The sequence below is a fragment of the Streptomyces lavendulae subsp. lavendulae genome, assembly GCF_002803845.1.
Classification (GTDB): Bacteria; Actinomycetota; Actinomycetes; order Streptomycetales; family Streptomycetaceae; genus Streptomyces; species Streptomyces lavendulae.
Genome location: NZ_CP024985.1, coordinates 2,635,364 through 2,657,210 on the forward strand (window position 1 = coordinate 2,635,364; position 21,847 = coordinate 2,657,210).

Consider the following 21,847-nt stretch of genomic DNA (forward strand, 5'->3'; position numbering starts at 1 on the left):
AGACGTAATCTGTGTGGTGCGGCGGAGCCTTCCGCCGCACCACACTGCTTCGTCCGGACGGGTGTCACTTGACGCAGGCACCTCCAGTGGGTTGCATACGTTCTGTGATCACATACCGGACATCGGGAGCCCTGCCATGGACCCGGTGATCGTCGTCGGCGCGGGCCCGGTCGGACTGTCCCTGGCCCTCGCCCTGGCCGGCCACGGCGTACCCTCCGTCCTCCTCGACGAGGGTCCCGGCAAGGACGAGCCCCGGCCCGCCCGTTCCGTCGTCCTGCACGGCGACACCGCCGCAATGGCGCACCGGCTGGGCTGTGCCACCCTGCGCGACGAGGGGGCGCACTTCGCGGCCTGGCGCACCATGAGGCGCCGTCAGGAGATGCGTCGGATCACCTTCGAGGAGGGGCCCGCACCCCTGCACCTCCCGCAGCACGCCCTCACCCGCGGGCTGCGCGACGCCGCCGCCGCGCACCCCCTCGTCCAGCTGGTCACCGACTGCAAGCTGGACTCCCTGGAGCAGGACGACCGCGGGGTCACCGTGCACACCCGGGGCTCCGAAGCCACCTGGTGGCGCGGCAGCCACCTCGTCGGCTGTGACGGGGCCCGCTCCACCGTGCGCAAGCTGCTCGGCATCCGCTTCCCGGGCCGGACCGCCGTGGAACGGCACGCCGTCGCCGCGCTGCGCGCCGAACTGCCCTGGCCCGGGGAGGCGTTGCTGCACCGCAACCCGCCCTCCGGACCCGAGGAGGTCACCGCCCGGCCGCTGCCCGACGGGGTCTGGCGGCTGGACTGGCTGCTGGCCGCGCGGGGCGAGCTGGTCACCCCGGACGCCCTCGTCACCCTCATCCGGGACACCCTCGCCGGGTGGTGCGGGGGCACCACTCCCCCGTACGACCTGATCGACACCGGGGTGCACACCCTGCACCACCGGCTGGCCCGGCGCTGGCGCGACGGTCGGGCCTTCCTCGCCGGGGACGCGGCGCACCTGCTGGGCGCGCTCGGCACCCAGGGTGTCGAGGAGGGGCTGCGGGACGCGGAGAACCTCTCCTGGAAGCTGGCCCTGGCCTGGCACCAGGGCGCCTCCGAGGCCCTGCTCGACAGCTACGAGGGCGAACGGCGCACCGCCGTCGCCGCCCGGCTGCGCGCCGCCGACCAGGCCATGCCCGCCCTGCGCGGCGGCGGCGGGCTGCGCACCCTGCTTCCCGGATCCGCGCGTTCCGCCGAGGCCCTGCTCACCGACGGGCACCTGGGCCGGGGCCCGCTCGGCGCGGAGCCGGTGTACGCCCCGCCCATGGCCGTACGGGAGGTCCCGACGGCGACGGAACCGGGCGGTCCGGTGGCGAACGTACCCGTGACCGCGCCCGACGGGGCCACCGTCCCCCTGCGCGACCTGCTGGGGCGGGGCCGGCTGCTGGTCCTGCTCGTCGCCCCGGGCACCGGGGTGTGGGACCGGCGGCACTGGGTGGGGGCCGGGCTGATGCCCCGGCTCGCGGCGGCGGTGAGCGCCCTCCCGGTACGCACCGAGCTGCTGGTCGCGGACTCCTACCCGGGGGCTCCGGCCCACACCGTGCTCCTCGTCCGGCCCGACGGGCACTTGGCGGCCACCTTCGCCGGGGTCCGTCCGGCGGAGCTGTACGAGGCGGCGGACGCGGTCCGGGCCGGCGCCCCGGACGGCGACCCCGCGGCGGCTCCCTCCGCCGCTCCCTCCACCACGCCCACAGCCGTGATCGATTGACGCTCCCGGGCACGCGTGGTTCACTCACCGACATGACCGGCAACGACGTACGCCTGTGGCGGAGGGTTCACATGGACCTGCTCCGCTACGCGGGCTGCGTGTGTCGCCCTTCCTGCTGATTCGCCTTCCCTCCGCGCGCCCCGTGCCCTGCCCTGCCGGGCCCGCGCGCACCTTTCGCGAACTCCCAGGACGGTCATCGCATGTCTGCCCCCGCGCCCACGCACGCCCCTGCCCCCGCCCCTGCCCGTTCCGCCGCCGCGCCGACGGCGGCGGAACTCCTCGCCTTCGCCCTGCGCACCGCCGCCGACCCGGCGGTCGTGGACTCCCTGCCGCTGGATCCCGAGGGCCGCACCTGGATCCGGCTCGACGGTCCGGGCGGCAGCGAGGCCTGGCTGATCGGCTGGCCGCCCGGTACCGGCACGGGCTGGCACGACCACGCCGAATCGCGGGGCGCCTTCGCGACCGCGCGGGGCCGGCTCACCGAGCGCTCCCTGGCGGTACGGCTGCCCTCCGAGGGCTGGCAGAGCCTGGAGCTGGCTCCCGGCGTCGACCGCAGCCGCACGCTGGCCGCGGGCGCCGGACGGGGTTTCGGGGAGCACCACGTCCACGAGGTCCTCAACGAGTCGACGGCCGAGCACGCGGTCTCCGTCCACGCCTACTACCCGCCGCTGCCGCTGATCCGCCGCTACGGCCGCAGCGGTCCCGTCCTCACCCTGGAGCAGGTCGAGCGCCCGGCGGACTGGCAGTGAGCGCCCCGGTCGGCATCGACGAGCTGCTGGAGCGGCTCCGCGCGGGCTACACCCGCATCGCACCGCGGGCAGCCCACGAGGCGTTCCTCGACGGGGCCCTGCTGGTGGACATCCGCTACCAGGCGCTGCGCGAGCGGGACGGGCTGATCCCCGGCGCGGTGGTCGTCGAGCGCAACGAACTGGAGTGGCGGCTCGACCCGCAGGGCTCCCACCGCCTCCCGCAGGCCACCGGTCACGACCTCCGCGTGGTGGTGATCTGCAACGAGGGTTACGCCTCCACGCTGGCCGCGGCCTCCCTGCACGCGCTGGGGCTGCACCGGGCGACGGATCTGACGGGCGGCTTCCAGGCCTGGAAGGCAGCCGGCCTCCCGGTCGTTCCCGCCTGACGGGCGCCGCCGCCCCTGCTCCGCCCGGAACCCGGCGGCCTCCTAGCCGGCCCACGATCCCGGGTCTCGGACGCGCAGGTCCCGGACGCGCGGGTCCCGGACCCGGGGCTCAGAGCCCCGGGTACCCGAGGTCGTCGGCGTCCTCGCCCTCCGCCTCCAGGGCGCCCCGGACCACCCGCAGGGCCATGCCCTCCGGGTATCCCTTACGGGCGAGCATCCCGGCGAGGCGCCGGATCCGCTTGTCCCGCTCCAGGCCCCGGGTGGAGCGGAGCTTGCGCTCCACGAGCTCCCGGGCCGTGCGCTCCTCCTGCTCGGAGTCCAGCTGTTCCAGCGCCTCCTGCACGAGGGTGGTGTGCACCCCCTTGGTCCGCAGTTCCTGCGCGAGCGCCCGGCGGGCGAGCCCCCGGCCGCGGTGCCGGGACTCGACCCAGGCTCCCGCGAAGGCGGCGTCGTCGATCAGGCCCACCTCCTCGTACCGGGAGAGGACCTCCTGCGACACCTCCTCGGGGATGCCCCGCTTCTCCAGGGCGTCCGCGAGCTGGCGCCGGGTCCGCGGCATCCCGGTGAGCAGGCGGAGGCAGATCGCCCGCGCCTGCTCCTCGGGACTCTGGGGCGGCAGCTCCTGGCGGCCCTCACGCCCGCCGCTCGCGCCGCCCCTCTCCTGCTCCCGCACGGGTCAGCTCTTGGCGACGGCGGCCTTGGCCGTCGTCTTGGCCTTCGATGCCGGGGCGGGCACGGCGGCCGCGGAGTCGGCCGGCGCGGCGGCCGGCTCTTCGCCGGCGGCGGCGTCCTTGCGGACACCCACGCCCAGCTTCTCCTTGATCTTCCGCTCGATCTCGTTGGCGAGGTCGGGGTTGTCCTTCAGGAAGTTGCGGGCGTTCTCCTTGCCCTGGCCCAGCTGGTCGCCCTCGTACGTGTACCAGGCGCCGGCCTTGCGGATGAAGCCGTGCTCCACGCCCATGTCGATCAGGCCGCCCTCGCGGCTGATGCCCTGGCCGTAGAGGATGTCGAACTCGGCCTGCTTGAAGGGCGGCGCGACCTTGTTCTTGACGACCTTGACGCGGGTGCGGTTGCCGACCGCCTCGGTGCCGTCCTTGAGGGTCTCGATGCGGCGGATGTCGATGCGCACCGAGGCGTAGAACTTCAGCGCGCGGCCACCGGTGGTGGTCTCGGGCGAGCCGAACATCACACCGATCTTCTCGCGGAGCTGGTTGATGAAGATCGCGGTGGTCTTGGACTGGTTGAGCGCACCCGTGATCTTGCGGAGCGCCTGGCTCATCAGACGGGCCTGGAGACCCACGTGCGAGTCGCCCATCTCACCCTCGATCTCCGCGCGCGGCACGAGCGCCGCGACGGAGTCGATGACGATCAGGTCGAGCGCGCCGGAGCGCACCAGCATGTCGACGATCTCCAGCGCCTGCTCGCCGGTGTCCGGCTGGGACAGGATGAGGTTGTCGGTGTCCACGCCGAGCGCCTTGGCGTACTCGGGGTCGAGCGCGTGCTCGGCGTCCACGAAGGCGACGGTGCCGCCGGCCTTCTGCGCGTTGGCCACGGCGTGCAGGGTGAGGGTGGTCTTACCGGAGGACTCCGGCCCGTACACCTCGATCACACGGCCGCGGGGCAGCCCGCCGACGCCGAGGGCGATGTCCAGAGCGGTCGACCCGGTGGGGATGACCTCGATGGGGTCGTTCGGCTTGTCGCCGAGGCGCATGACCGCACCCTTGCCGAATTGCCGTTCAATCTGTGCGAGCGCGGCGTCGAGAGCCTTCTCGCGGTCGGTGCCTGCCATGGGTTCCACCCGGTTTGCTTGAGTCGATCGCTTCACGCCATTGACGCTAACGCCTGCCACTGACAATGCGCTCCCACACCCGTTCCGGCTGTGGATAACCCATCAGAATGGATGTTCGATTTTCCTGTCAAGCGCACCACGCCGCCCCTCCCGGCAGGGCCCGGCCCGGGCTGTCCTGTGACGGCGAAGGTTGATCATTGCCAACGAAGGTTGATCATCAGTAGGTCCGTGCCATCGAAGTTTGAGCGGTAGGGGGCGCTGCGGGAGCCGCCCATCCGGCCAGCCTCTCCGACTGCCAGGAGCCTGCGTGCCGATCGAACTCGACTTCCCGGAGTTTCCCTTCGAGGAGGCCCCCGGCTTGATCGGCTGTCGGCAGGAGCCCTGGAATGGCGTCCTCGTCGTGGTGGACCACATACCGTTCACGACCGGCGACAAAGTCACTTTCGACGTCACGGTCTGTGGTGACACCGACGGGCAAAGTGTGGCCGCGCAGACTCAGGGCGTCGTGAACGTCACCGCTGACACCACCTCCGTCAGCTACACCATCCCCTGGGAGGGTGTTCTGGACGCCGTCACCGAGGGCTCCATCATCGCCTCCTACTGCCGCACCCCCGTCGACGGCAGCACGCCATCAACCTCGCAGGAAGCCATCGTCCGGTACTCCCGCCAGCAGTCCGGTGGCACCGTCTGCGGTCCGGACAGCTGAGTCGTATTGGGCCCGTCCTCGCGTCGACGGCCGGAGAAGCCCTGCATCGCCATCTGCGCTGGCGCCGGTGCGCAGGTACCAGCGTCAGTCAAACTTCGATGGCACGGGCTCAGACTTTGATGTCACAGGACAGGAGTGTCCCGTGCCGCTGGATCTTGACCGTTTGCCATCGGACTTTGACGGACGCGAGTTGGTGTCATCGGAGTTTGATCACCGCAGGTCAGCGACTCAGCGCACCTTCGGTGCGCTGAGTCGCTGACCTGCACTTATGTGCAGTTTCTCGTAGACGTGTAGGTCAGAGCCTTGCGATCGTCATGCAGGCTGCTCGACTTGTGAGGACGGGGGGTCAGGAAGGCTCGACCGCCGAGACCGGGGTGGCTGTCACCTTGTTGTCACACTGGGCCCACCACCCGTCCTTCAGGGCGACCTTGTGCTCCCCGGAGTGCGGCAGCCCGATGACCATCGTCGGATACGCCGCCGGGGTATTGCCCGAGACGCAGTAGCCGTCGCCCTCCCCCTGGACCTGGACGAAGGTCAGTTTCACCCATGCCTTGCCCTGCGGCCGGACCGTCACAGTGGCCGCCGTGCCGGTGGGGGTGACCTTGAGCGGGGTGTTGCCGGCGCCCGCGACCGTCGGATAGCCCTTCAGGACGCACGTCTTCTGGGAGACGTTGGTGAACTGCACGACCGCCGCCCCGGTCCCGGTCCCGACGGGCCGGTGGGCGGCCTGCCAGGCGCTGACCTGGAGGGCGGAGGCCGGGCAGGCGGGCGGCGGGGTGGAGGTGGTGGTGCTCGCCGCCATGGCGGTGCCGGGCAGGATGCCGGTCACCGCCGCCGCGACGGCCATGACCGCCGTCGTCGCCAGAGCCGCCCTGCGAATGCCGTTGCTGTGACGCATGCTGTCGTCCCCCTGAGTCGTCTCGTCCGCGGGCTTCGGTCGTCGGTTATTGCCCCGCGGTACGCGTGGTACGTGAGTGAAGATATGGGCGGGAGAGCTGCAGGGTTCCGTGTGGCGACTACCTGTGACGCAACGGTCAAACTCCGATGGCAAACGGTCAAGATCCCGTGGCACGGGACACGGGCGGGGCCGAGCCGGGCCGGGCCTCACGACAGCGGGGCTGCCGTCCGCCGGGTGGGGCGGGCGGCAGCCCCGGTGGGGGTGGCGGGGATCAGTCGGGGAGGCGGTCCGTGATCCAGGTGGCCAGTTCCTCGGTGATGGCCGTGTGCGCGGTGGTCGTGGACGAGCAGAGGAAGTCGTCCAGCTCGCTCTCCTCCGGGCTCAGGGAGTCGATGTCCACGTACAGGCTGTCCTGCTCGTCGATGTCGCGGATCGCGACGGCGCTGACCGAGGGGACGAAGCACACGTCCTCGTGCCGCAGGTCGACCTTGCCGCCGAGCTTCTCCATCGTCTGGGCGAGGATCTGGTACGTGTGCAGCGTGCCGCCCGGCGCGCCGTCCGTCTCCGGGAAGCCGCTGGTCGTGATGGTCTTCTCGGCCTTGGGGAACCTGCGGTTCAGGTAGGCGGCCGTCACGTCGTTGCCCTGGGCCTGGGTGTAGAAGGTGGTGCCCGGGTAGATCTGGTCGATCCGCAGCGCGACCTCGCCGGGCTTGACCTCCGGCAGGCCGACCCCGTCGCCGCGGCCGTTGGCCACGGCGATCTTCATCGGGATCTGCGGCCAGCCGCCGACCCGGTCCAGGGCCGCGAGGAACTCGGTGCGCTCCGGGGCGACGCCGATCTTGCCGGTGTCCCGGTCGTAGTGCTGCCACAGCATCTGGCGCGCGGCCGGGCTGTTCATCTGCTTCGCGAAGTCGTTCGGGAACGGGATGAAGTACGAGAACGCCTGCACGCCGACCGGGATGGAGGCGCCGCGGTGCGGGCTGTCGTAGGAGAAGTACAGCGCGGTCCGGTGGTCCATCCGCTGCCGCTCCATCTTGGCGAGCGCGTAGCGGGTGACGATGCCGCCCATGCTGAAGCCGCCGACGACCAGGCGGGCGTCGCCCACCTGCTCGGCGCCCGCCTGCAGGATGGCGGCGATGGCCGTCTGCGCGTTGTCCAGGATCGACGCGCTGCGCTCGTCGAAGCCGAGCAGGATCACGTCCCTGCCGCGCCGGCGCAGCTCGCTGACGAACGGGAAGGCTCCGCTCTCCAGTCCCTGGTAGAGGACGTCGAGCTTGCTGCGGCCGAGGCTGAAACCGTCGGCCATGATCACGGGCCGGGTGAGCTGACGGTTGCCGTCGCCGAGGAAGACCCACGCGAAGCCGTTCGGCAGGCTCCACTCCTCGTGCTCCGGCACCTCGATCGACCCGGAGGGTCCGGCAGTCAGCGGACCGTCGAGGGTGAACGAACCGACATTGGGCTCGGACGTCGCGGACATGGTCGTACTCCTTGGGGAAGGGGTGTGCGAGACGACGTCATCATGGGGGGTGATTTGGGCGCATCACTCCTCTGAGCTGCGGAGTTCACCACATCTGATGGAGTATGCACGGGAATGGTTTAGTGCATCGGGCATGTGCCAAATGGATATGCCCGCATTGGCCCGGCCCCGTCCGGTCAGCCCGCGGCGGCTCCGAACCAGCGCGACAGCGGGCCGAGCAGGTCCGCCTGCTCCGCACCGACCCACACCACGTGGCCGTCGGGCCTCAGCAGCACGGCGGGCACGTCCGGTTCCCCGCCGGCGTCGACGACGTGGTCGACCCGGTCCGCCCAGCCCTCCACCGACAGCCGCCCGGTCCGGTCGAGCAGCAGCCCCCGGCCCCCGCGCATCAGCTCGTAGAGGCGCCCCTCCTTCAGCACCACGTCGCGCATGCGCCGGCCGAGCAGGTCGTGCCCCTCGCCCAGGTCGTAGCGGACCCCGACCGCGGTGATCTGCTCGGTCACGTACCGGTTCACCACGTCGAAGTCCATCAGCTGCGAAACGAACTCCCGCAGCGCCCGCGCGGCCGGGTCCGTCCCCAGCAGCACCCCCTGCGCGAGGGTGCTGGCCAGCACCAGGGCGCCCTCCGCGTGCCGCTCGTCGTGGTAGCTGTCCAGCAGCCCGGCCGGCGCCCAGCCGTTGACCTCCGCGGCCAGCTTCCAGCCGAGGTTGAACGCGTCCTGGACGCCGAGGTTGAGGCCCTGCCCGGCGGTCGGCGGGTGGATGTGCGCCGCGTCCCCGGCCAGCAGCACCCGGCCCACCCGGTAGCGCTCGGCCTGCCGGGTGGCGTCGCCGACCCGTGAGATCCAGCGCGGCGAGTGGGCGCCGAAGTCGGTGCCGGCGAACTCCCGCAGCCGCGCCGTGAACTCCTCGAAGGTCGGCGCGGCCGCACGATCCGCCACCGGCCCGTCGGCGGGCACGATGATGCGGTACACCCCGCCGCCCAGGGGAACGGCGCCGAACCGGACGTGGGTCTTGCGGATCTCCCCGATCACGGCGGCCAGCTCCGCCGGCTCCGCGCTCAACTCGACGTCGCCGAGCAGCGTCTCGACCTTGGTCGGCTCGCCGGGGAAGCCGACGCCGAGCAGCTTGCGCACTGTGCTGCGGCCGCCGTCGCAGCCGACGAGGAAACGCGAGCGCAGCCGCGTGGCGTCGGCCAGCTCGACGTCCACCCCGTCCTCGTCCTGGGCCAGCCCGGCCAGTTCGCTGCCGCGCCGGATCTCGGCGCCGAGTTCGACGGCCCGCTCGGTGAGCAGCCGCTCGGTGACCGTCTGCTCGATGGCGAGACCGTACGGGTGCGCCGTGTCCACCCCGTCGGGCCACGGCTTGATGATGGCCGAGAAGAATCCGCCGGCCTGGAACCGCTCTCCGTGCGCCAGGAACCGGTCGAGCAGGCCGCGCTGGTCCATCACCTCGACGCTGCGCACGTGCAGCCCGCGCGCGCGGGACAGGCCGGACGGCTCCTCCAGCTTCTCCAGCACGACCGTCCGCACCCCGGCCAGCCGCAGTTCGGCGGCCAGCATCAACCCGGTCGGTCCACCCCCGGCAACGATCACGTCGATCATTGCGTTCCCCCTATGTTCGTGCAGGTCATGGCTTCGAGGGGTGATTCTGTGGCACCGCCCGGGCCTTGCCGCAAGTCCCCCCGTCCGCTATACCTTGAGAGCGGCAAGGAGTGGGTTCACCTCCTTGCCCTTCTCGTTTCGCCCCCCTTCCGGAGACGGGCCCGGCCCCGCCGACGGTGGTGTCGGCCGGGCCGGGCTGGTGCCGGGGTCGGGCGGGTACGGCCGCTGCCGCCGTTACGGCTTCGGCAGGGCGCAGCCGGGGCGGTTCAGGTCGATCTGGTTGCCGGGGCCTATGCAGGGGACCAGGATGTAGGTCTCCTGGGCGTAGTTGATGCCCTGACGGACCGTCACGTTGCCGTTCTCGTCCACCTCGCACGGGTTGTTGTCCGTGCAGCGCTGCCCGTCCTCGTTGCCCGTGTTGTTGACCGCGACGACCTTGCCGGTCGTCGTGTCGATCACCGGGGAGCCGGAGGTGCCGCCGATGGTGTTGCAGGACGAGGTGTAGCGGACCGAGTCCTTCCAGGTCCAGGCGCCCTCCTTGAGGCGGTACGCGAACCCGTCGACGTTGCAGCTGTAGGTGCGCTTCCAGTAGCCGGACACCACCTTGATGGACGAACCCTGCGTCGGGTGGGCGTCGTTGAGGGTGAGCGCGCCGATGCCGTACTGGCTCTGGATCTGGGCGTACGTCTTGGTCAGCTGGTACAGCGAGACGTCCGTGTCCGTCATCGTCCCGTACGCGATCTTGCTGGCGCGCAGCGTCGCGACCTTGGAGCCGGAGGCGTTGAGCAGCGAGAAGGAGCGGCTGGATGCACGGTTGACCAGGACCTCGCCGGCCGCCGGGAAGCCGGTCTCCAGGCAGTGCCCGTTGGAGAGGACGAGTGCGGGGTCGTTCGGCTGCGAGGCGGGGGTGCGGACGACCGAGCCGGAACAGTTGCTGAGCGCGACGGTGCCCGCGTACGTGACCGCCACGGCCTGCGGGGTCTTGGCCGTTGCCCGGTCCGTGTCCTGGGGGGCGGAGGCCACGGCCGGCGCCGCCGCCGCTCCGGTGAGGAGCAGGGAGAGCACGAGGCCGGTGAGAGGCTTGTTCATGTGGGGGTTCCCCTCTGGTGACGAATGCGACCGAAGATCCTTCGGTTGTCATGCGCATTCTCAATTGACCTGAGTCAACTCACAAGAGGGCCTTGACAGTTGGGGAACGGGCGACCAGTCGAGCCGCGGACGCTTCTCCCCCCAACCCTCCCAACGGCGCACGGGCCGGGCACCGGACCCCATACCGGGGCGCAAGGCCCACCCCGACGGCCTGGCCGAATAGGGCCTGTTCATGGCCGGTACCCTGCGGTGCCCCCGATCACGGGGGCATCGAGATTCCGCTCAGGAGGACCCATGGCCATCAAGAAGGCCACGATCCAGCAGCAGGTGGCAGCCGCCCTCGCCGAGGCGAACCCCACCGACCGGCCCATCGTCACCATCCAGGCCATCGCGGGCCCCAGCGTGTGGCTGATGAGCATGCTCGGCCTCATCGGCCAGGCGTTCCTCACCTACTACTTCGTCACGGTGACCGAGCAGGCGGTGGTCCTCCACAAGGCGAGCCGGATGAGCAACCGCCCGCAGGAGATCGTCTTCGCGATACCGCCCGCCCAGGCCGTCGGCACCGTCACCGACGTCAACCGCAACGCCCTCTGGAGCTCGTTCCGCATGATGCTCCCCGGCCACGTGAAGCCGACCCGGATGAACGTGCACCGCATCTGGCGGGACGAGATGGACCAGGTCGTCACCCTGCTGAACGGGCAGCCCCAGCCCGCCGCCTGACGGTGACCCCGCGCCGGGGGCGGAGGGGGCCACGTCCCCAGCCCCCTCCGCCCCCGGCGCACGCCCCGCCTCACCACCAGTACACGGGATACCGGACCGCCCCCGGCCGCGCCCGCGACGCCGCCATCCCCGCCAGCACCAGCACGACCGCCGCGCCAGTCAGCAGCGGCAGGAACCACCGCGGGTCCGGCGACTGCAGCACCACCACCACGGTGGTCGCCGCCGCCGGCGAGTGCGGGGTCCGGGCCAGCGTCATGACCCCCACCGCCACCCCCGCCCCGAGCGCCGCCACCCACGGCGCGCCGCCGAGCAGCGCCAGCGCCAGGTAGCCGACCGCCGCGCACAGGAGGTGCCCCGCGACGACACTGCGCGGCTGCGCCAGCGGCAGTGCGGGCACCCCGTAGACGATGGCCGCGCTCGCCGCGATCGGCGGGATCAGCACGGGCTCGCGCAGCAGCGCGCCGATGCCGACGAGCGCCAGCAGCGCCGCGGCCGCCACCCCGCCGCTGACCAGGGCGGTGGCCCTCGCGGGTGCGACCGGCGCGGGTGCCCGCCCGGCGAGCGTGCGCAGGGCGGGCGGTCGGCCGGCGGTCCGTTCGGTACTCGTGTCCACGCTCATGACCGCCAGATGTACCGCGCCCCCACATGCCGCCCCTATACGGTGACCCCCACCGACTGACAACCGACGGTTGACACTCCGCCGACTGTCAACCTAGGGTTGCACTCATGACGAACCCTTCCGTGGAACCCGTGGAACCCGTGGAACCCGTCCGCATGACCAATCCGGTCCGCCTCGACGACCTGATCGAGGCCATCAAGAAGGTCCACTCCGACACGCTGGAGCAGCTCAGCGGCGCCGTCGTCGCCGCCGAGGCCCTCGGTGACGTCGCGGACCACCTGATCGGCCACTTCGTCGACCAGGCCCGCCGCTCCGGCGCCTCCTGGACCGACATCGGCCGCAGCATGGGCGTCACCCGCCAGGCGGCGCAGAAGCGCTTCGTCCCCAAGGCCGACAAGGAGGGCGACCCCGGCCTCGACCCGAACCAGGGCTTCGGACGCTTCACCCCCCGCGCCCGCAACGTGGTCGTGAACGCCCAGAACGAGGCCCGCGCGGCCGGCCACACCGAGATCCGCCCGGAGCACCTGCTCCTGGGCCTGCTCGCCGAGCCGGAGGGCCTGTGGATCACCGCCCTCACCGCCCGGCAGCTCACCGCCGCCGACCTGCGCGCCGCCGTCATGGCAGCCCTGCCGGAACCCTCCGGCGCCCCCGTCCCCGACCTCGTGCCCTTCGACGCGGGCGCCAAGAAGGCCCTGGAGCTCACCTTCCGCGAGGCCCTGCGCCTGGGTCACGGCTACGTCGGCACCGAGCACATCCTGCTCGCCCTCCTCGAACTGGAGGACGGCGACGGCGTGCTGAGCGGTCTCGGACTCGACAAGGCCGAGTCCGAGACCCGCATCACCGCACTCCTGGCCTCCGTACTCGACGGATCCGCGGAGCCACCGTCGCCGGAGCCGCGTCCGTGACCTCGTAGCGCTTGACGTACGCGCCGAGGAAGGACTGCAGCGTCGCGACGGCCGGGATCGCGATCAGCGCCCCGACCGCGCCCAGCAGGGCGGTGCCCGCGATCACCGAGCCGAAGGCCACCGCCGGATGGATGTCCACCGTCCTCGCGGTCAGCTTGGGCTGGAGCATGTAGTTCTCGAACTGCTGGTAGACCACCACGAACCCGAGCACGTACAGCGCGTACCACGGGTTGACCGTGAAGGCGATCAGCATCGGCAGGGCGCCCGCCAGGTAGGTGCCGATGGTGGGGATGAACTGGGAGACCAGCCCCACCCACACCGCCAGGGCGGGCGCGTACGGCAGGTCGAGGAACTCGAAGACCACGTAGTGCGCGATGCCGGAGATCAGCGCCATCAGGCCGCGGGAGTAGAGGTAGCCGCCGGTCTTGGCGACGGCGATCTCCCAGGCCCGCAGCACCTCGGCCTGCTTCGCGGGCGGCAGCACGGAGCACAGCGCGCGGCGCAGCCGGGGCCCGTCGGCGGCGAAGTAGAAGGAGAACAGGCCGACCGTCAGCAGCCTGAAGAGTCCGCCGAGCACGGTGGTGGACACGTCGAGCACACCGGTCGCGCTGTTCTGCACGTACTTCTGGAGCCAGTCGGAGTGCAGCAGACTGTCCTGGATCTCCAGGCGGGACAGCTCGGTGTGGAAGGTGGTGTTGATCGAGCTGATCACCGAGTCGAGGTAGCGCGGGAAGCCCTCCACCATGTCGACGATCTGTCCGGCGAGCATCGAGCCGAGCAGCGCGAGGAAGCCCGCCGTCGCGACGAACACCCCGAGGAACACCAGGAAGGTGGCCAGCCCGCGGCGCATGCCGCGGGCCGCCATCCTGGCCACGGCGGGTTCGATCGCGAGCGCGAGGAAGAACGCGATCAGGATGTTGACCAGCAGCCCGATCAGCTGGTGGAAGGCCCAGCTGCCGAGCTGGAAACAGGCGACCAGCGCCAGTACGAGGACCACCGCGCGCGGCAGCCAGCGCGGCATCCGCGCGTCCCCCCGGCCGGGGACGGCACCGGCGGACGCCTCCCGGGCCTCCGGGGCACCCCCGGTGTCCGGGTCGTCCCCGGTGTCCCGGGCCCCGCGGGCTTCCGGGATCGGGTCGGTCGTCGTCGTCTCATCACTGGCTGCCACGCCGACCAGTCTGTCCCACCCGCTCGCCGAACCGCGAAACGGTGTTCGCCTCAGCGCAGCGAGGCCGGCACGTCCATCGCCGTGCACACCGCGCGCCACACGTCCTTGGTCTCCCAGCCCGCGTCCAGCGCCTGGTGCACGGTCCGTCCGCCGAGTTCCGTCATCACGTGGTCCCGGGCGAAGGACTCCGCGTAGGCCGCACCGAAGTGCTCCGCCATCCGCTCCCAGAAAATCGTCAACCGCATGCCCCCAGTATCCCGCCCGGGAGAGTGCACCCGTCCCGTTGGCCCCCTGAGTCCCGGCCCGGCGCCCTACGGTGTCACGCATGCCTGGAGACGAATCTCCCCCGCCGGCCCCGCTGGCCCGCGCGGAACAGTTCATCTGGCTCACGGCCCGGGTGCTGGAGCAGCGGCGGTTCGCCTTCCACTTCCTCGGCGGGGACGCCGACGCGGTGGACACCGCCCTCGGCGCCTACCTGGGCGACGACGGCGGCTACGGACACGCGCTCGACCCGGATCTGCGCGGCCCGCTGAGCCAGCCCCTGCACACCGCGCACGCCCTTCGGGTCCTCGACAGCCTCGGCCGCTGCGCCGGCCAGCGCATCGAACGGCTCTGCCGCCACCTGACCGGGCTCTCCACCCCCGAGGGCGCGCTCCCGCTGGTGCGCCCGGCCCCGCGCGACCATCCCGTGGCCCCCTACCACCCGGTGCGCGACGACCCGCCGGGCGAGCTGCTGACCACCGGCCCCGTCGTCGGCGTGCTGCACCGCAACCGGATCTGGCACGCCTGGCTGTTCCGGGCCACGGACTTCTGCTGGGAGCGGATCGAGACGCTGCGCCACTCGCACCCCTACGAGGTCCAGAGCGCGGTGGCCTTCCTCGACGGCGCCCCCGACCGGGCCCGCGCGGCGGCGGCCGCGGACCGGCTGGGGCGGCTGGTGCGCGAGCGGCACCTCGTGGTGCTCGACCCGGGGCGGCGCGAGGAGTACGCCCCCGCCCCCGGCTACGCGCCGGGCGAGCTGCTCTTCCCGTACGACTACGCGCGGCGCCCCGAGTCGCTGGCCCGGAGCTGGTTCACCGACGAGGAGATGCGCCGCTCGCTGGACTTCCTCGCGGCGGAGCAGCAGCCGGACGGCGGCTGGCCGGTGCGCCGCCGCGCCTGGGCGCCGGGCAGCTCGCTGGAGCGGCGGCCGATCGCCACCCTGGAGGCCCTGCTGACGCTGCGGGCGTACGGGCGTCCGGTCGGCGCGGCCGGCCCTCCGGCGGCCGGTCCCCCGGCGGTCAGCCCCCCAGCGCCCGGACGCCCGCGGTGACCACCACCGCCGCCCCGACCACCACCAGGAACGGGGCGCGCAGCAGCAGGGCGACCGCGGCGGCGGCCAGCCCGGCGGCGCGGGCGTCGAGCACCAGCTCGTGGCCGGTGCTGAAGGTCTGCTGGGCGGTGAGCGCGGCGAGCAGCGCGACCGGCAGCAGGGCGGACAGCCTGCGCACCAGGGGCCGCTCCAGGGCCCCGGCGGGCACGAGGAGTCCGGCGAGCTTGACGGCGTAGCAGCCGACGACGGTCAGTCCGATGGCGATCCAGACGTTCACGAGCGGCGTCCCTTCATCCACAGCACGGCGGGCGCGGCCAGCGCGGCGATCAGCACGGGCACCCCGGAGGGCAGGACGGGCAGGAAGCCCAGTCCGAGGACCAGGGCCAGGCCCGCGACGGCCCGCTCGGTCGAGGTCTTCAGCATCGGCGCGAGCAGCGCGAGGAACACGGCGGGCCCCGCCGCGTCCAGCCCCCAGGCGGAGGTGTCCCCGATGGCCTCGGCGCCGAGCGCGCCCAGCAGGGTGGTGAGGTTCCACAGCACGTAGAGGCTGAGCCCGGTGACGGTGAAGCCGAGCCGGGCGGCCTTGCGGTCGGGCTGCGCCAGCGACACGGCGGTGGTCTCGTCGATCACCCAGTGCGCGGCGAAGGGGCGCACGGCACGCGGCAGCGCGAGCAGCTGGGACAGCCGCAGCCCGTAGAAGGCGTTGCGGGTGCCCAGGAAGAAGGCACCGGCGGCCGCGGTGAAGGGGTTCCCGCCCGCCGCGAGCGCGCCGACCAGGGCGAACTGCGAGGCTCCGGTGAAGACGAGCAGGCTCAGCACACAGGCCTGCAGCACGCTGATCCCGGCCCCGGCGGCGGTCACGCCGAAGGCGAATCCCGACAGGCCGACGGCCACTCCCACCCCGAGGGCGTCGCGGACGACGGCGGCCCGCGGCCGCCCGGGGGTCGGTCCCCCGTCGTGGACGGGGGCCTCTCGTATCACCATCTGGTTCTCTCCCACGCCCCGAACGTACGCGGGCCCCGGCAGGCCGGTCTTGTACGTTCTTGCACGCGGCACCGGTGGGGCGGTCCGGCCCGCCGGCCGGCGGGGCGCTCTAGCCCGCGGCCCGCTCCCGCCGGTACGCGCCCGGGGGCACCCCGACGATCCGGGTGAAGTGCCGGTTCAGGTGCGGCTGGTCCGTGAAACCGACGGTGACGGCCGCCTCGGCGGGGGCGGTGCCCGTGTCGAGCAGCAGCCGCGCCCGGCGGACCCGGGCGTCGGTGAGCCAGGTGTGGGGCGGCATCCCGTACCGGTCCCGGAACGCGCGCAGCAAGGCGAAGGGGCTGGTGCCCAGTTCCTCCGCGAGGCGCTCCAGCGAGGGCGGCTCGGCCATCCGCTCCTCCAGCACGCTCCGGGCCCGTTCCGCGTCGGCCGCGCCCGCGCGCCGCAGCGGCCGGTCGGGCAGCGGGCCCGCGTGCCGGGTGAGCATCCGCGCCACCACGCCCCGCAGCAGGGTGTCGGCGGCGAGCGCGTTGCCGGCCTCGGCGGCCCGGTGCACGTCGGTGATGGCCCGCGAGGCCTCCCGGTCGGGGACCATGTCGGCGGTGAAGCCGGGGGTGCCGCGCAGGCCGCCGATCTCGGCGGCGACCTCGGCGATCAGGTCCCGGGAGGGGTAGAGGGTGGCGTACGCCCAGCCCTCGGGCGCCCCGGCGCGCGCGGTGTGCGCCACCTCGGGATTGATCAGCACCACGCTGCCCGGCCCGGCCCGGACCGTGCCGGAGGGCAGGCCGATCTCCTCGACGCCGCCGGTGACGGCCGCGATGACGTAGCCGTCGTGCGCGTGGCGCGGGAAGGTGTGGCGGACGTAGTGGGCGCGCAGCAGGTCCAGCCCCGGCAACTGCGCGTACTGCCAGTGGCGGGCCCACTCCCGGCGCCCGTCGTCCGTTCCGTCCGTCCCCATGACCCCATTCTGCGCGCCGCCGCCGGGGGTGTCCTCGCAGGTCCGGTGCGTTGTCAGTGGCGGGGTGCACGATGGGGGCATGGCAGGCGCTGCGCTCGACTCGTTCTCCCCCGCGACCCGCTCCTGGTTCACGGGGGCCTTCCGTACGCCCACCGCCGCGCAGGAGGGTGCCTGGCGGGCGATCAGGGAGGGCTCGGACGTGCTCGTCGTGGCACCGACCGGCTCCGGCAAGACCCTCGCCGCCTTCCTCGCCGCCCTCGACCGGCTCGCCGCGGAGCCGCCGCCCGCCGAGCCGAAGAAGCGCTGCCGCGTGCTGTACGTGTCCCCGCTCAAGGCCCTCGCCGTGGACGTGGAGCGCAACCTGCGCAGCCCGCTGACCGGGATCCGGCAGGAGTCGGCGCGCCTGGGCCTGCCCGAGCCGGACATCCGGGTGGGCATCCGCTCCGGGGACACCCCGCCCGCCGAGCGCCGCGCCCTGGCCGTCAGACCGCCGGACATCCTGATCACCACCCCGGAGTCGCTGTTCCTGATGCTGACCTCGGCGGCCAGGGAGGCGCTGGCCGGCATCGAGACGGTGATCCTGGACGAGGTGCACGCCGTCGCGGGGACCAAGCGCGGGGCGCACCTCGCCCTGTCCCTGGAGCGGCTGGACGAGCTGCTGCCGCGCCCGGCCCGCCGGATCGGGCTGTCGGCGACGGTCCGGCCGGTGGAGGAGGTCGCCCGGTACCTGGCCCCGCGCGGCCGGGTGGAAATCGTGCAGCCGCCTTCGGACAAGGAGTTCGACCTGTCGGTGGTCGTCCCCGTCGAGGACATGGGCGAGTTGGGGGGCTCCCCCGCCACCGAGGGCCGCGAGGGCGGCGACAAGCCGTCGATCTGGCCCCATGTGGAGGAGCGGATCGCGGACCTGGTGCAGGCCCACCGGTCGACGATCGTGTTCGCCAACTCCCGCCGTCTCGCGGAGCGGCTCTGCAACCGGCTCAACGAGATCGCCTACGAGCGGGCCGTGGGCGAGCCCCTGCCCCAGGGGGCGCCGCCCGCCGAGATCATGGCGCAGTCGGGCGCCGCCCACGGGGCGCCTCCCCTGCTGGCCCGCGCGCACCACGGCTCGGTGTCCAAGGAGCAGCGGGCCCTGGTCGAGGAGGACCTCAAGGCGGGCCGGCTGCCCGCCGTGGTCGCCACCTCCAGCCTGGAACTGGGCATCGACATGGGCGCGGTGGACCTGGTGGTGCAGGTGGAGTCGCCGCCCTCGGTGGCCTCCGGGCTGCAGCGCGTCGGCCGCGCCGGACACCAGGTGGGCGCCGTCTCCACGGGCGTGGTCTTCCCCAAGTACCGCGGGGACCTGGTCCAGGCGGCCGTGGTCACCGAGCGGATGCGCATCGGGGCGATCGAGTCCCTGCGCATCCCCTCCAACCCGCTGGACGTCCTCGCCCAGCAGCTGGTGGCGATGACGGCGATGGACACCTGGCAGCTGGACGACCTCCTCGCCCTGGTCCGGCGGGCGGCTCCCTTCGCGGCGCTGCCGGAATCGGCGTTCACCGCGGTGCTGGACATGCTGGCGGGCCGCTACCCCTCCGACGCCTTCGCGGAGCTCAGACCCAGGGTGGTCTGGGACCGGGTGGCGGGGACGGTCACCGGACGGCCCGGCGCCCAGCGCCTCGCGGTCACCTCCGGGGGAACCATCCCGGACCGCGGCCTCTTCGGCGTCTTCCTCGCGGGCTCGGACCCCAAGAAGGGCGGCGGCCGGGTCGGCGAGCTGGACGAGGAGATGGTCTACGAGTCCCGCGTGGGCGACGTGTTCACCCTGGGGACCACCTCCTGGCGGATCGAGGACATCACCCGCGACCGGGTCCTGGTCACCCCGGCCCCCGGGGTGCCGGGGCGGCTGCCGTTCTGGAAGGGCGACCAGCTGGGCCGCCCCCTCGAACTGGGCCGTGCGGTCGGCGCGTTCCTGCGCGAGCTGGGCGGGCTCACCGAGGAGGACGCCCGGCTGCGGCTGCTGGCGGCCGGCCTGGACGCCCGTGCCGCGCAGAACGTCCTCGCCTACCTCGCCGAGCAGCGCGAGGCGTGCGGCCACGTGCCGGACGACCGGACCATCGTCGTCGAGCGGTTCCGCGACGAACTGGGCGACTGGCGGGTGGTGGTCCACTCCCCCTTCGGCGCCCAGGTGCACGCCCCCTGGGCTTTGGCGCTCGGCGCCCGCCTCGCCGAGAAGTACGGCATGGACGCCCAGGTCATGCACGCCGACGACGGGATCGTCCTGCGCCTGCCGGACGCCGACCTGCTCTCCATGGACCTCCTCGACCACGACCCCTCGCACCCCGCGGACTTCGCGTTCGACGACGAACAGGCGCCGCTCGGCGCGGCCGACGTGGCCTTCGACCGGGGCGAGATCAGCGGGATCGTCACCGACCAGGTCGGCGGGTCGGCCCTGTTCGCCTCCCGGTTCCGCGAGTGCGCGGCCCGCGCGCTGCTGCTGCCGCGCCGCAGCCCCGGCAAGCGCACACCGTTGTGGCAACAGCGCCAGCGCGCCTCGCAACTCCTCCAGGTGGCATCGGAGTTCGGCTCGTTCCCGATCGTGCTGGAAGCCGTACGGGAATGCCTCCAGGACGTCTTCGACGTACCGGGGCTGACGGAGCTGATGGGGGACATCGAGGCGCGCCGCGTGCGCCTGGTCGAGGTGACCACCCCCGAGCCCTCCCCCTTCGCCCGCTCCCTCCTGTTCGGGTACGTCGCCCAGTTCCTCTACGAGGGGGACTCTCCGCTCGCCGAGCGGCGCGCGGCGGCGCTCTCGCTGGACTCCCGGCTGCTGGCCGAGCTCCTGGGCCAGGCCGAGCTGCGCGAACTGCTCGACGCCGAGGTGCTGGAGGAGCTGGAGCGGGAGCTGCAGTGGCTGACCGCCGACCGCCGGGCCAAGGACGCCGAGTCGGTGGCCGACCTGCTGCGCCTGCTGGGCCCGCTGACCGACGCCGAGCTGGCCGAGCGGGGCGCCGAGCCCGGCTGGGCCCCCGCGCTGGCGGCGGCCCGCCGGGCGATCCGGGTCCGGATCGGCGGCACGGACCACTGGGCGGCGATCGAGGACGCCGGCCGGCTGCGGGACGCGCTGGGCACGGCCCTGCCGGTGGGGGTCCCGGAGGCGTTCACCGAGCCGGTCAAGGACCCCCTCGGCGATCTGCTGGCCCGCTACGCGCGCACCCACGGCCCGTTCACCACCGCCACCGCCGCCGCCCGCTTCGGCCTGGGCGCGGCGGTGACGGAGGGCGCCCTGCACCGGCTCGCGGCGCCGGGCCGCCTGGTCCAGGGCGAGTTCCATCCGGCGGGCATCGGCCAGGAGTGGTGCGACGCCACGGTGCTGCGCAGGCTGCGGCGCCGCTCGCTGGCCGCGCTGCGCCAGGAACTGGAGCCCGTCCCCCCGGCCTCGCTGGCCACCTTCCTGCCCCAGTGGCAGCACCTGGGCGGCGGGCTGCGCGGCATCGACGGCCTGGCCCGCGCCATCGAGCAGCTCCAGGGCGCGCCGGTCCCGGCCTCGGCCCTGGAGCGGCTGATCCTGCCCTCGCGGGTCGCCGGGTACTCCCCGGCCCTGCTGGACGAGCTGACCACGACGGGCGAGGTGGTGTGGGCGGGAGCCGGCGCCCTGCCGGGGAAGGACGGCTGGATCTCCCTCTACCTGGCGGAGGCGGCGCCCCTGCTGCTGCCCCCGGCGCATCCGCTGGAGCTGTCCCCGCTGCACCAGGGGGTGCTGGAGGCCCTGGCCTCGGGGCGGGCCCTGTTCTTCCGGCAGCTGTCTCAGGAGGTCCGCGCCGGGCTCCCGGACGCCTCCGACCTGGAGCTGTCCTCGGCCCTGTGGGACCTGGCCTGGTCGGGCCGGGTGACGAACGACACCCTGGCCCCGCTGCGCTCCCTGCTCGGCTCGGGCCGCACGGCGGGGGCCACCGCGCACCGGGCCCGCCGTACGGTGCCGCGCGGCCGGTACGGGACCCTGAGCGCCACCGTCTCCCGTACGGGCCCGCCCACGGTCTCGGGCCGCTGGTCCCTGCTGCCCGCGCCCGCACCCGACCCGACGCACCGGGCGCACGCGCTGGCCCGGACCCTGTTGGACCGGCACGGCGTGGTCACGCGCGGGGCGGTGGCGGCGGAGGGGGTCGAGGGCGGGTTCAGTGCGGTGTACCGGATCCTGTCCGCGTTCGAGGACAGCGGACAGGCCAGGCGCGGGTACGTGGTGGAGGGGCTGGGCGCGGCCCAGTTCGCGATGGACGGCGCGGTGGACCGCCTGCGGGCCGCCGAGCGGACCCCGCCGCCGCTGGCGGCGGTGGTGCTGGCGGCGGCCGACCCGGCGAACGCGTACGGAGCGGCCCTGGGCTGGCCCGAGCCCCCGGCGGGCGCCACCCACAAGCCGGGCCGCAAGGCGGGCTCCCTGGTGGTCCTGGTCGACGGCGAGCTCACGCTCTACCTGGAGCGCGGCGGCAAGACCCTGCTGGCCTGGCCGGAGCCCGAGGACCCGCGCCTCGCGGCGGCGACGTCCGCCCTGGTGGCGGCCTCCCGCGCGGGCACCCTCCCGGACCTGACGGTGGAGCGCGTCAACGCCGCCTCGTCCCTGACCTCCCCGCTCGGCAGGTCCCTCGAATCGGCCGGCTTCCACGCCACCCCGCGGGGGCTCCGCCTGCGCAACTAGCGCCGGCCCCCGTGCGCGGAAACGACTTGGACTCGCTCCAGTATCGACTCGGCCACGTATGTCTTGGCCATGTCACGAAACC

The 21,847-nt window shown here is 73.2% G+C and carries 21 protein-coding genes; 9 read left to right on the forward strand and 12 right to left on the reverse strand.

Annotated elements, in window-relative coordinates:
* Positions 1-136: 136 nt before the first annotated feature.
* The 4 genes from SLAV_RS10890 to SLAV_RS10900 all read left to right on the forward strand — a co-directional run bounded on the left by SLAV_RS10890 (position 137) and on the right by SLAV_RS10900 (position 2,870).
* A complete protein-coding gene (locus SLAV_RS10890) occupies positions 137-1,735 on the forward strand; it encodes an FAD-dependent monooxygenase (protein WP_037688917.1) in 1,599 nt (532 codons plus the stop codon).
* Between the two features lie 32 nt (positions 1,736-1,767).
* Positions 1,768-1,854, forward strand: a complete 87-nt coding sequence (locus tag SLAV_RS43370) for a putative leader peptide (protein ID WP_311318651.1) — start codon at positions 1,768-1,770, stop codon at positions 1,852-1,854.
* Between the two features lie 81 nt (positions 1,855-1,935).
* Positions 1,936-2,484: a cupin domain-containing protein gene (locus SLAV_RS10895; protein WP_030240135.1), complete on the forward strand. Its 549-nt coding sequence runs from the start codon at positions 1,936-1,938 to the stop codon at positions 2,482-2,484.
* Positions 2,481-2,870 (forward strand): rhodanese-like domain-containing protein, encoded by a 390-nt coding sequence (locus SLAV_RS10900; protein WP_030240136.1) that lies wholly within the window; start codon positions 2,481-2,483, stop codon positions 2,868-2,870. The genes SLAV_RS10895 and SLAV_RS10900 overlap by 4 nt, the downstream gene beginning before the upstream one ends.
* A gap of 109 nt (positions 2,871-2,979) precedes the next feature.
* Here the strand turns inward: SLAV_RS10900 and recX are convergent, their stop codons facing one another.
* Together recX and recA are read right to left on the reverse strand one after the other, a co-directional pair.
* Positions 2,980-3,543 carry a recombination regulator RecX gene (gene recX, locus SLAV_RS10905; RefSeq protein WP_051841459.1) on the reverse strand — a complete coding sequence of 188 codons (564 nt, stop codon included), beginning with the start codon at positions 3,541-3,543 and terminating at the stop codon, positions 2,980-2,982.
* A 3-nt stretch (positions 3,544-3,546) separates the two neighbouring features.
* Positions 3,547-4,668 (reverse strand): recombinase RecA, encoded by a 1,122-nt coding sequence (gene recA / locus SLAV_RS10910; RefSeq protein ID WP_078950683.1) that lies wholly within the window; start codon positions 4,666-4,668, stop codon positions 3,547-3,549.
* A gap of 298 nt (positions 4,669-4,966) precedes the next feature.
* Here recA and SLAV_RS10915 point away from each other — a divergent pair, with 298 nt between their 5' ends.
* Entirely contained in the window at positions 4,967-5,365 is a 399-nt protein-coding gene (locus SLAV_RS10915; RefSeq protein ID WP_030240141.1) for a hypothetical protein, read from the forward strand.
* Positions 5,366-5,711: 346 nt separating this feature from the next.
* Here SLAV_RS10915 and SLAV_RS10920 read toward each other — a convergent pair whose 3' ends face one another.
* From SLAV_RS10920 to SLAV_RS10935, 4 genes are all read right to left on the reverse strand, one after another.
* Complete coding sequence (locus SLAV_RS10920) at positions 5,712-6,263, reverse strand: DUF4232 domain-containing protein (RefSeq protein ID WP_030240145.1); 552 nt, start codon at positions 6,261-6,263, stop codon at positions 5,712-5,714.
* A gap of 271 nt (positions 6,264-6,534) precedes the next feature.
* On the reverse strand, positions 6,535-7,740 hold the full coding sequence (locus SLAV_RS10925; RefSeq protein ID WP_030240147.1) for an esterase/lipase family protein: 1,206 nt from the start codon (positions 7,738-7,740) through the stop codon (positions 6,535-6,537).
* A 176-nt stretch (positions 7,741-7,916) separates the two neighbouring features.
* Positions 7,917-9,344: a rifampin monooxygenase gene (gene rox, locus SLAV_RS10930; protein WP_030240151.1), complete on the reverse strand. Its 1,428-nt coding sequence runs from the start codon at positions 9,342-9,344 to the stop codon at positions 7,917-7,919.
* A gap of 234 nt (positions 9,345-9,578) precedes the next feature.
* On the reverse strand, positions 9,579-10,433 hold the full coding sequence (locus SLAV_RS10935) for a S1 family peptidase (RefSeq protein ID WP_030240152.1): 855 nt from the start codon (positions 10,431-10,433) through the stop codon (positions 9,579-9,581).
* 294 nt (positions 10,434-10,727) lie between these two features.
* On the opposite strand from SLAV_RS10935, the gene SLAV_RS10940 reads away from it, so the two are divergent.
* The gene (locus SLAV_RS10940; RefSeq protein ID WP_051841460.1) at positions 10,728-11,153 is read left to right on the forward strand and encodes a hypothetical protein; all 426 of its coding nucleotides are present in this window, start codon (positions 10,728-10,730) and stop codon (positions 11,151-11,153) included.
* A gap of 70 nt (positions 11,154-11,223) precedes the next feature.
* On the opposite strand, the gene SLAV_RS10945 is transcribed toward SLAV_RS10940, so the two are convergent.
* Entirely contained in the window at positions 11,224-11,772 is a 549-nt protein-coding gene (locus SLAV_RS10945) for an HPP family protein (protein WP_030240157.1), read from the reverse strand.
* A 107-nt stretch (positions 11,773-11,879) separates the two neighbouring features.
* On the opposite strand from SLAV_RS10945, the gene SLAV_RS10950 reads away from it, so the two are divergent.
* Positions 11,880-12,677: a Clp protease N-terminal domain-containing protein gene (locus SLAV_RS10950; protein WP_030240160.1), complete on the forward strand. Its 798-nt coding sequence runs from the start codon at positions 11,880-11,882 to the stop codon at positions 12,675-12,677.
* Here SLAV_RS10950 and SLAV_RS10955 read toward each other — a convergent pair.
* Positions 12,610-13,845, reverse strand: coding sequence for an AI-2E family transporter (locus SLAV_RS10955; protein ID WP_078950684.1), 1,236 nt, complete (start codon positions 13,843-13,845; stop codon positions 12,610-12,612). The genes SLAV_RS10950 and SLAV_RS10955 overlap by 68 nt on opposite strands.
* A 50-nt stretch (positions 13,846-13,895) precedes the next feature.
* Positions 13,896-14,090 carry a DUF3046 domain-containing protein gene (locus tag SLAV_RS10960; RefSeq protein ID WP_030240165.1) on the reverse strand — a complete coding sequence of 65 codons (195 nt, stop codon included), beginning with the start codon at positions 14,088-14,090 and terminating at the stop codon, positions 13,896-13,898.
* Positions 14,091-14,170: 80 nt separating this feature from the next.
* On the opposite strand from SLAV_RS10960, the gene SLAV_RS10965 reads away from it, so the two are divergent.
* On the forward strand, positions 14,171-15,157 hold the full coding sequence (locus SLAV_RS10965) for a hypothetical protein (protein ID WP_037688924.1): 987 nt from the start codon (positions 14,171-14,173) through the stop codon (positions 15,155-15,157).
* Here SLAV_RS10965 and SLAV_RS10970 read toward each other — a convergent pair.
* The 3 genes from SLAV_RS10970 to SLAV_RS10980 form a co-directional block, all read right to left on the reverse strand.
* A complete protein-coding gene (locus SLAV_RS10970) occupies positions 15,126-15,434 on the reverse strand; it encodes an AzlD domain-containing protein (protein WP_030240171.1) in 309 nt (102 codons plus the stop codon). The genes SLAV_RS10965 and SLAV_RS10970 overlap by 32 nt on opposite strands.
* Positions 15,431-16,141, reverse strand: coding sequence for an AzlC family ABC transporter permease (locus tag SLAV_RS10975; RefSeq protein WP_030240173.1), 711 nt, complete (start codon positions 16,139-16,141; stop codon positions 15,431-15,433). Before SLAV_RS10975 ends, SLAV_RS10970 begins: the two co-directional genes overlap by 4 nt.
* Before the next feature lie 109 nt (positions 16,142-16,250).
* Positions 16,251-17,096 carry an AraC family transcriptional regulator gene (locus tag SLAV_RS10980; protein WP_030240175.1) on the reverse strand — a complete coding sequence of 282 codons (846 nt, stop codon included), beginning with the start codon at positions 17,094-17,096 and terminating at the stop codon, positions 16,251-16,253.
* Positions 17,097-17,175: 79 nt separating this feature from the next.
* Here SLAV_RS10980 and SLAV_RS10985 point away from each other — a divergent pair, with 79 nt between their 5' ends.
* Complete coding sequence (locus SLAV_RS10985) at positions 17,176-21,765, forward strand: ATP-dependent helicase (protein WP_030240178.1); 4,590 nt, start codon at positions 17,176-17,178, stop codon at positions 21,763-21,765.
* Positions 21,766-21,847: the final 82 nt, after the last annotated feature.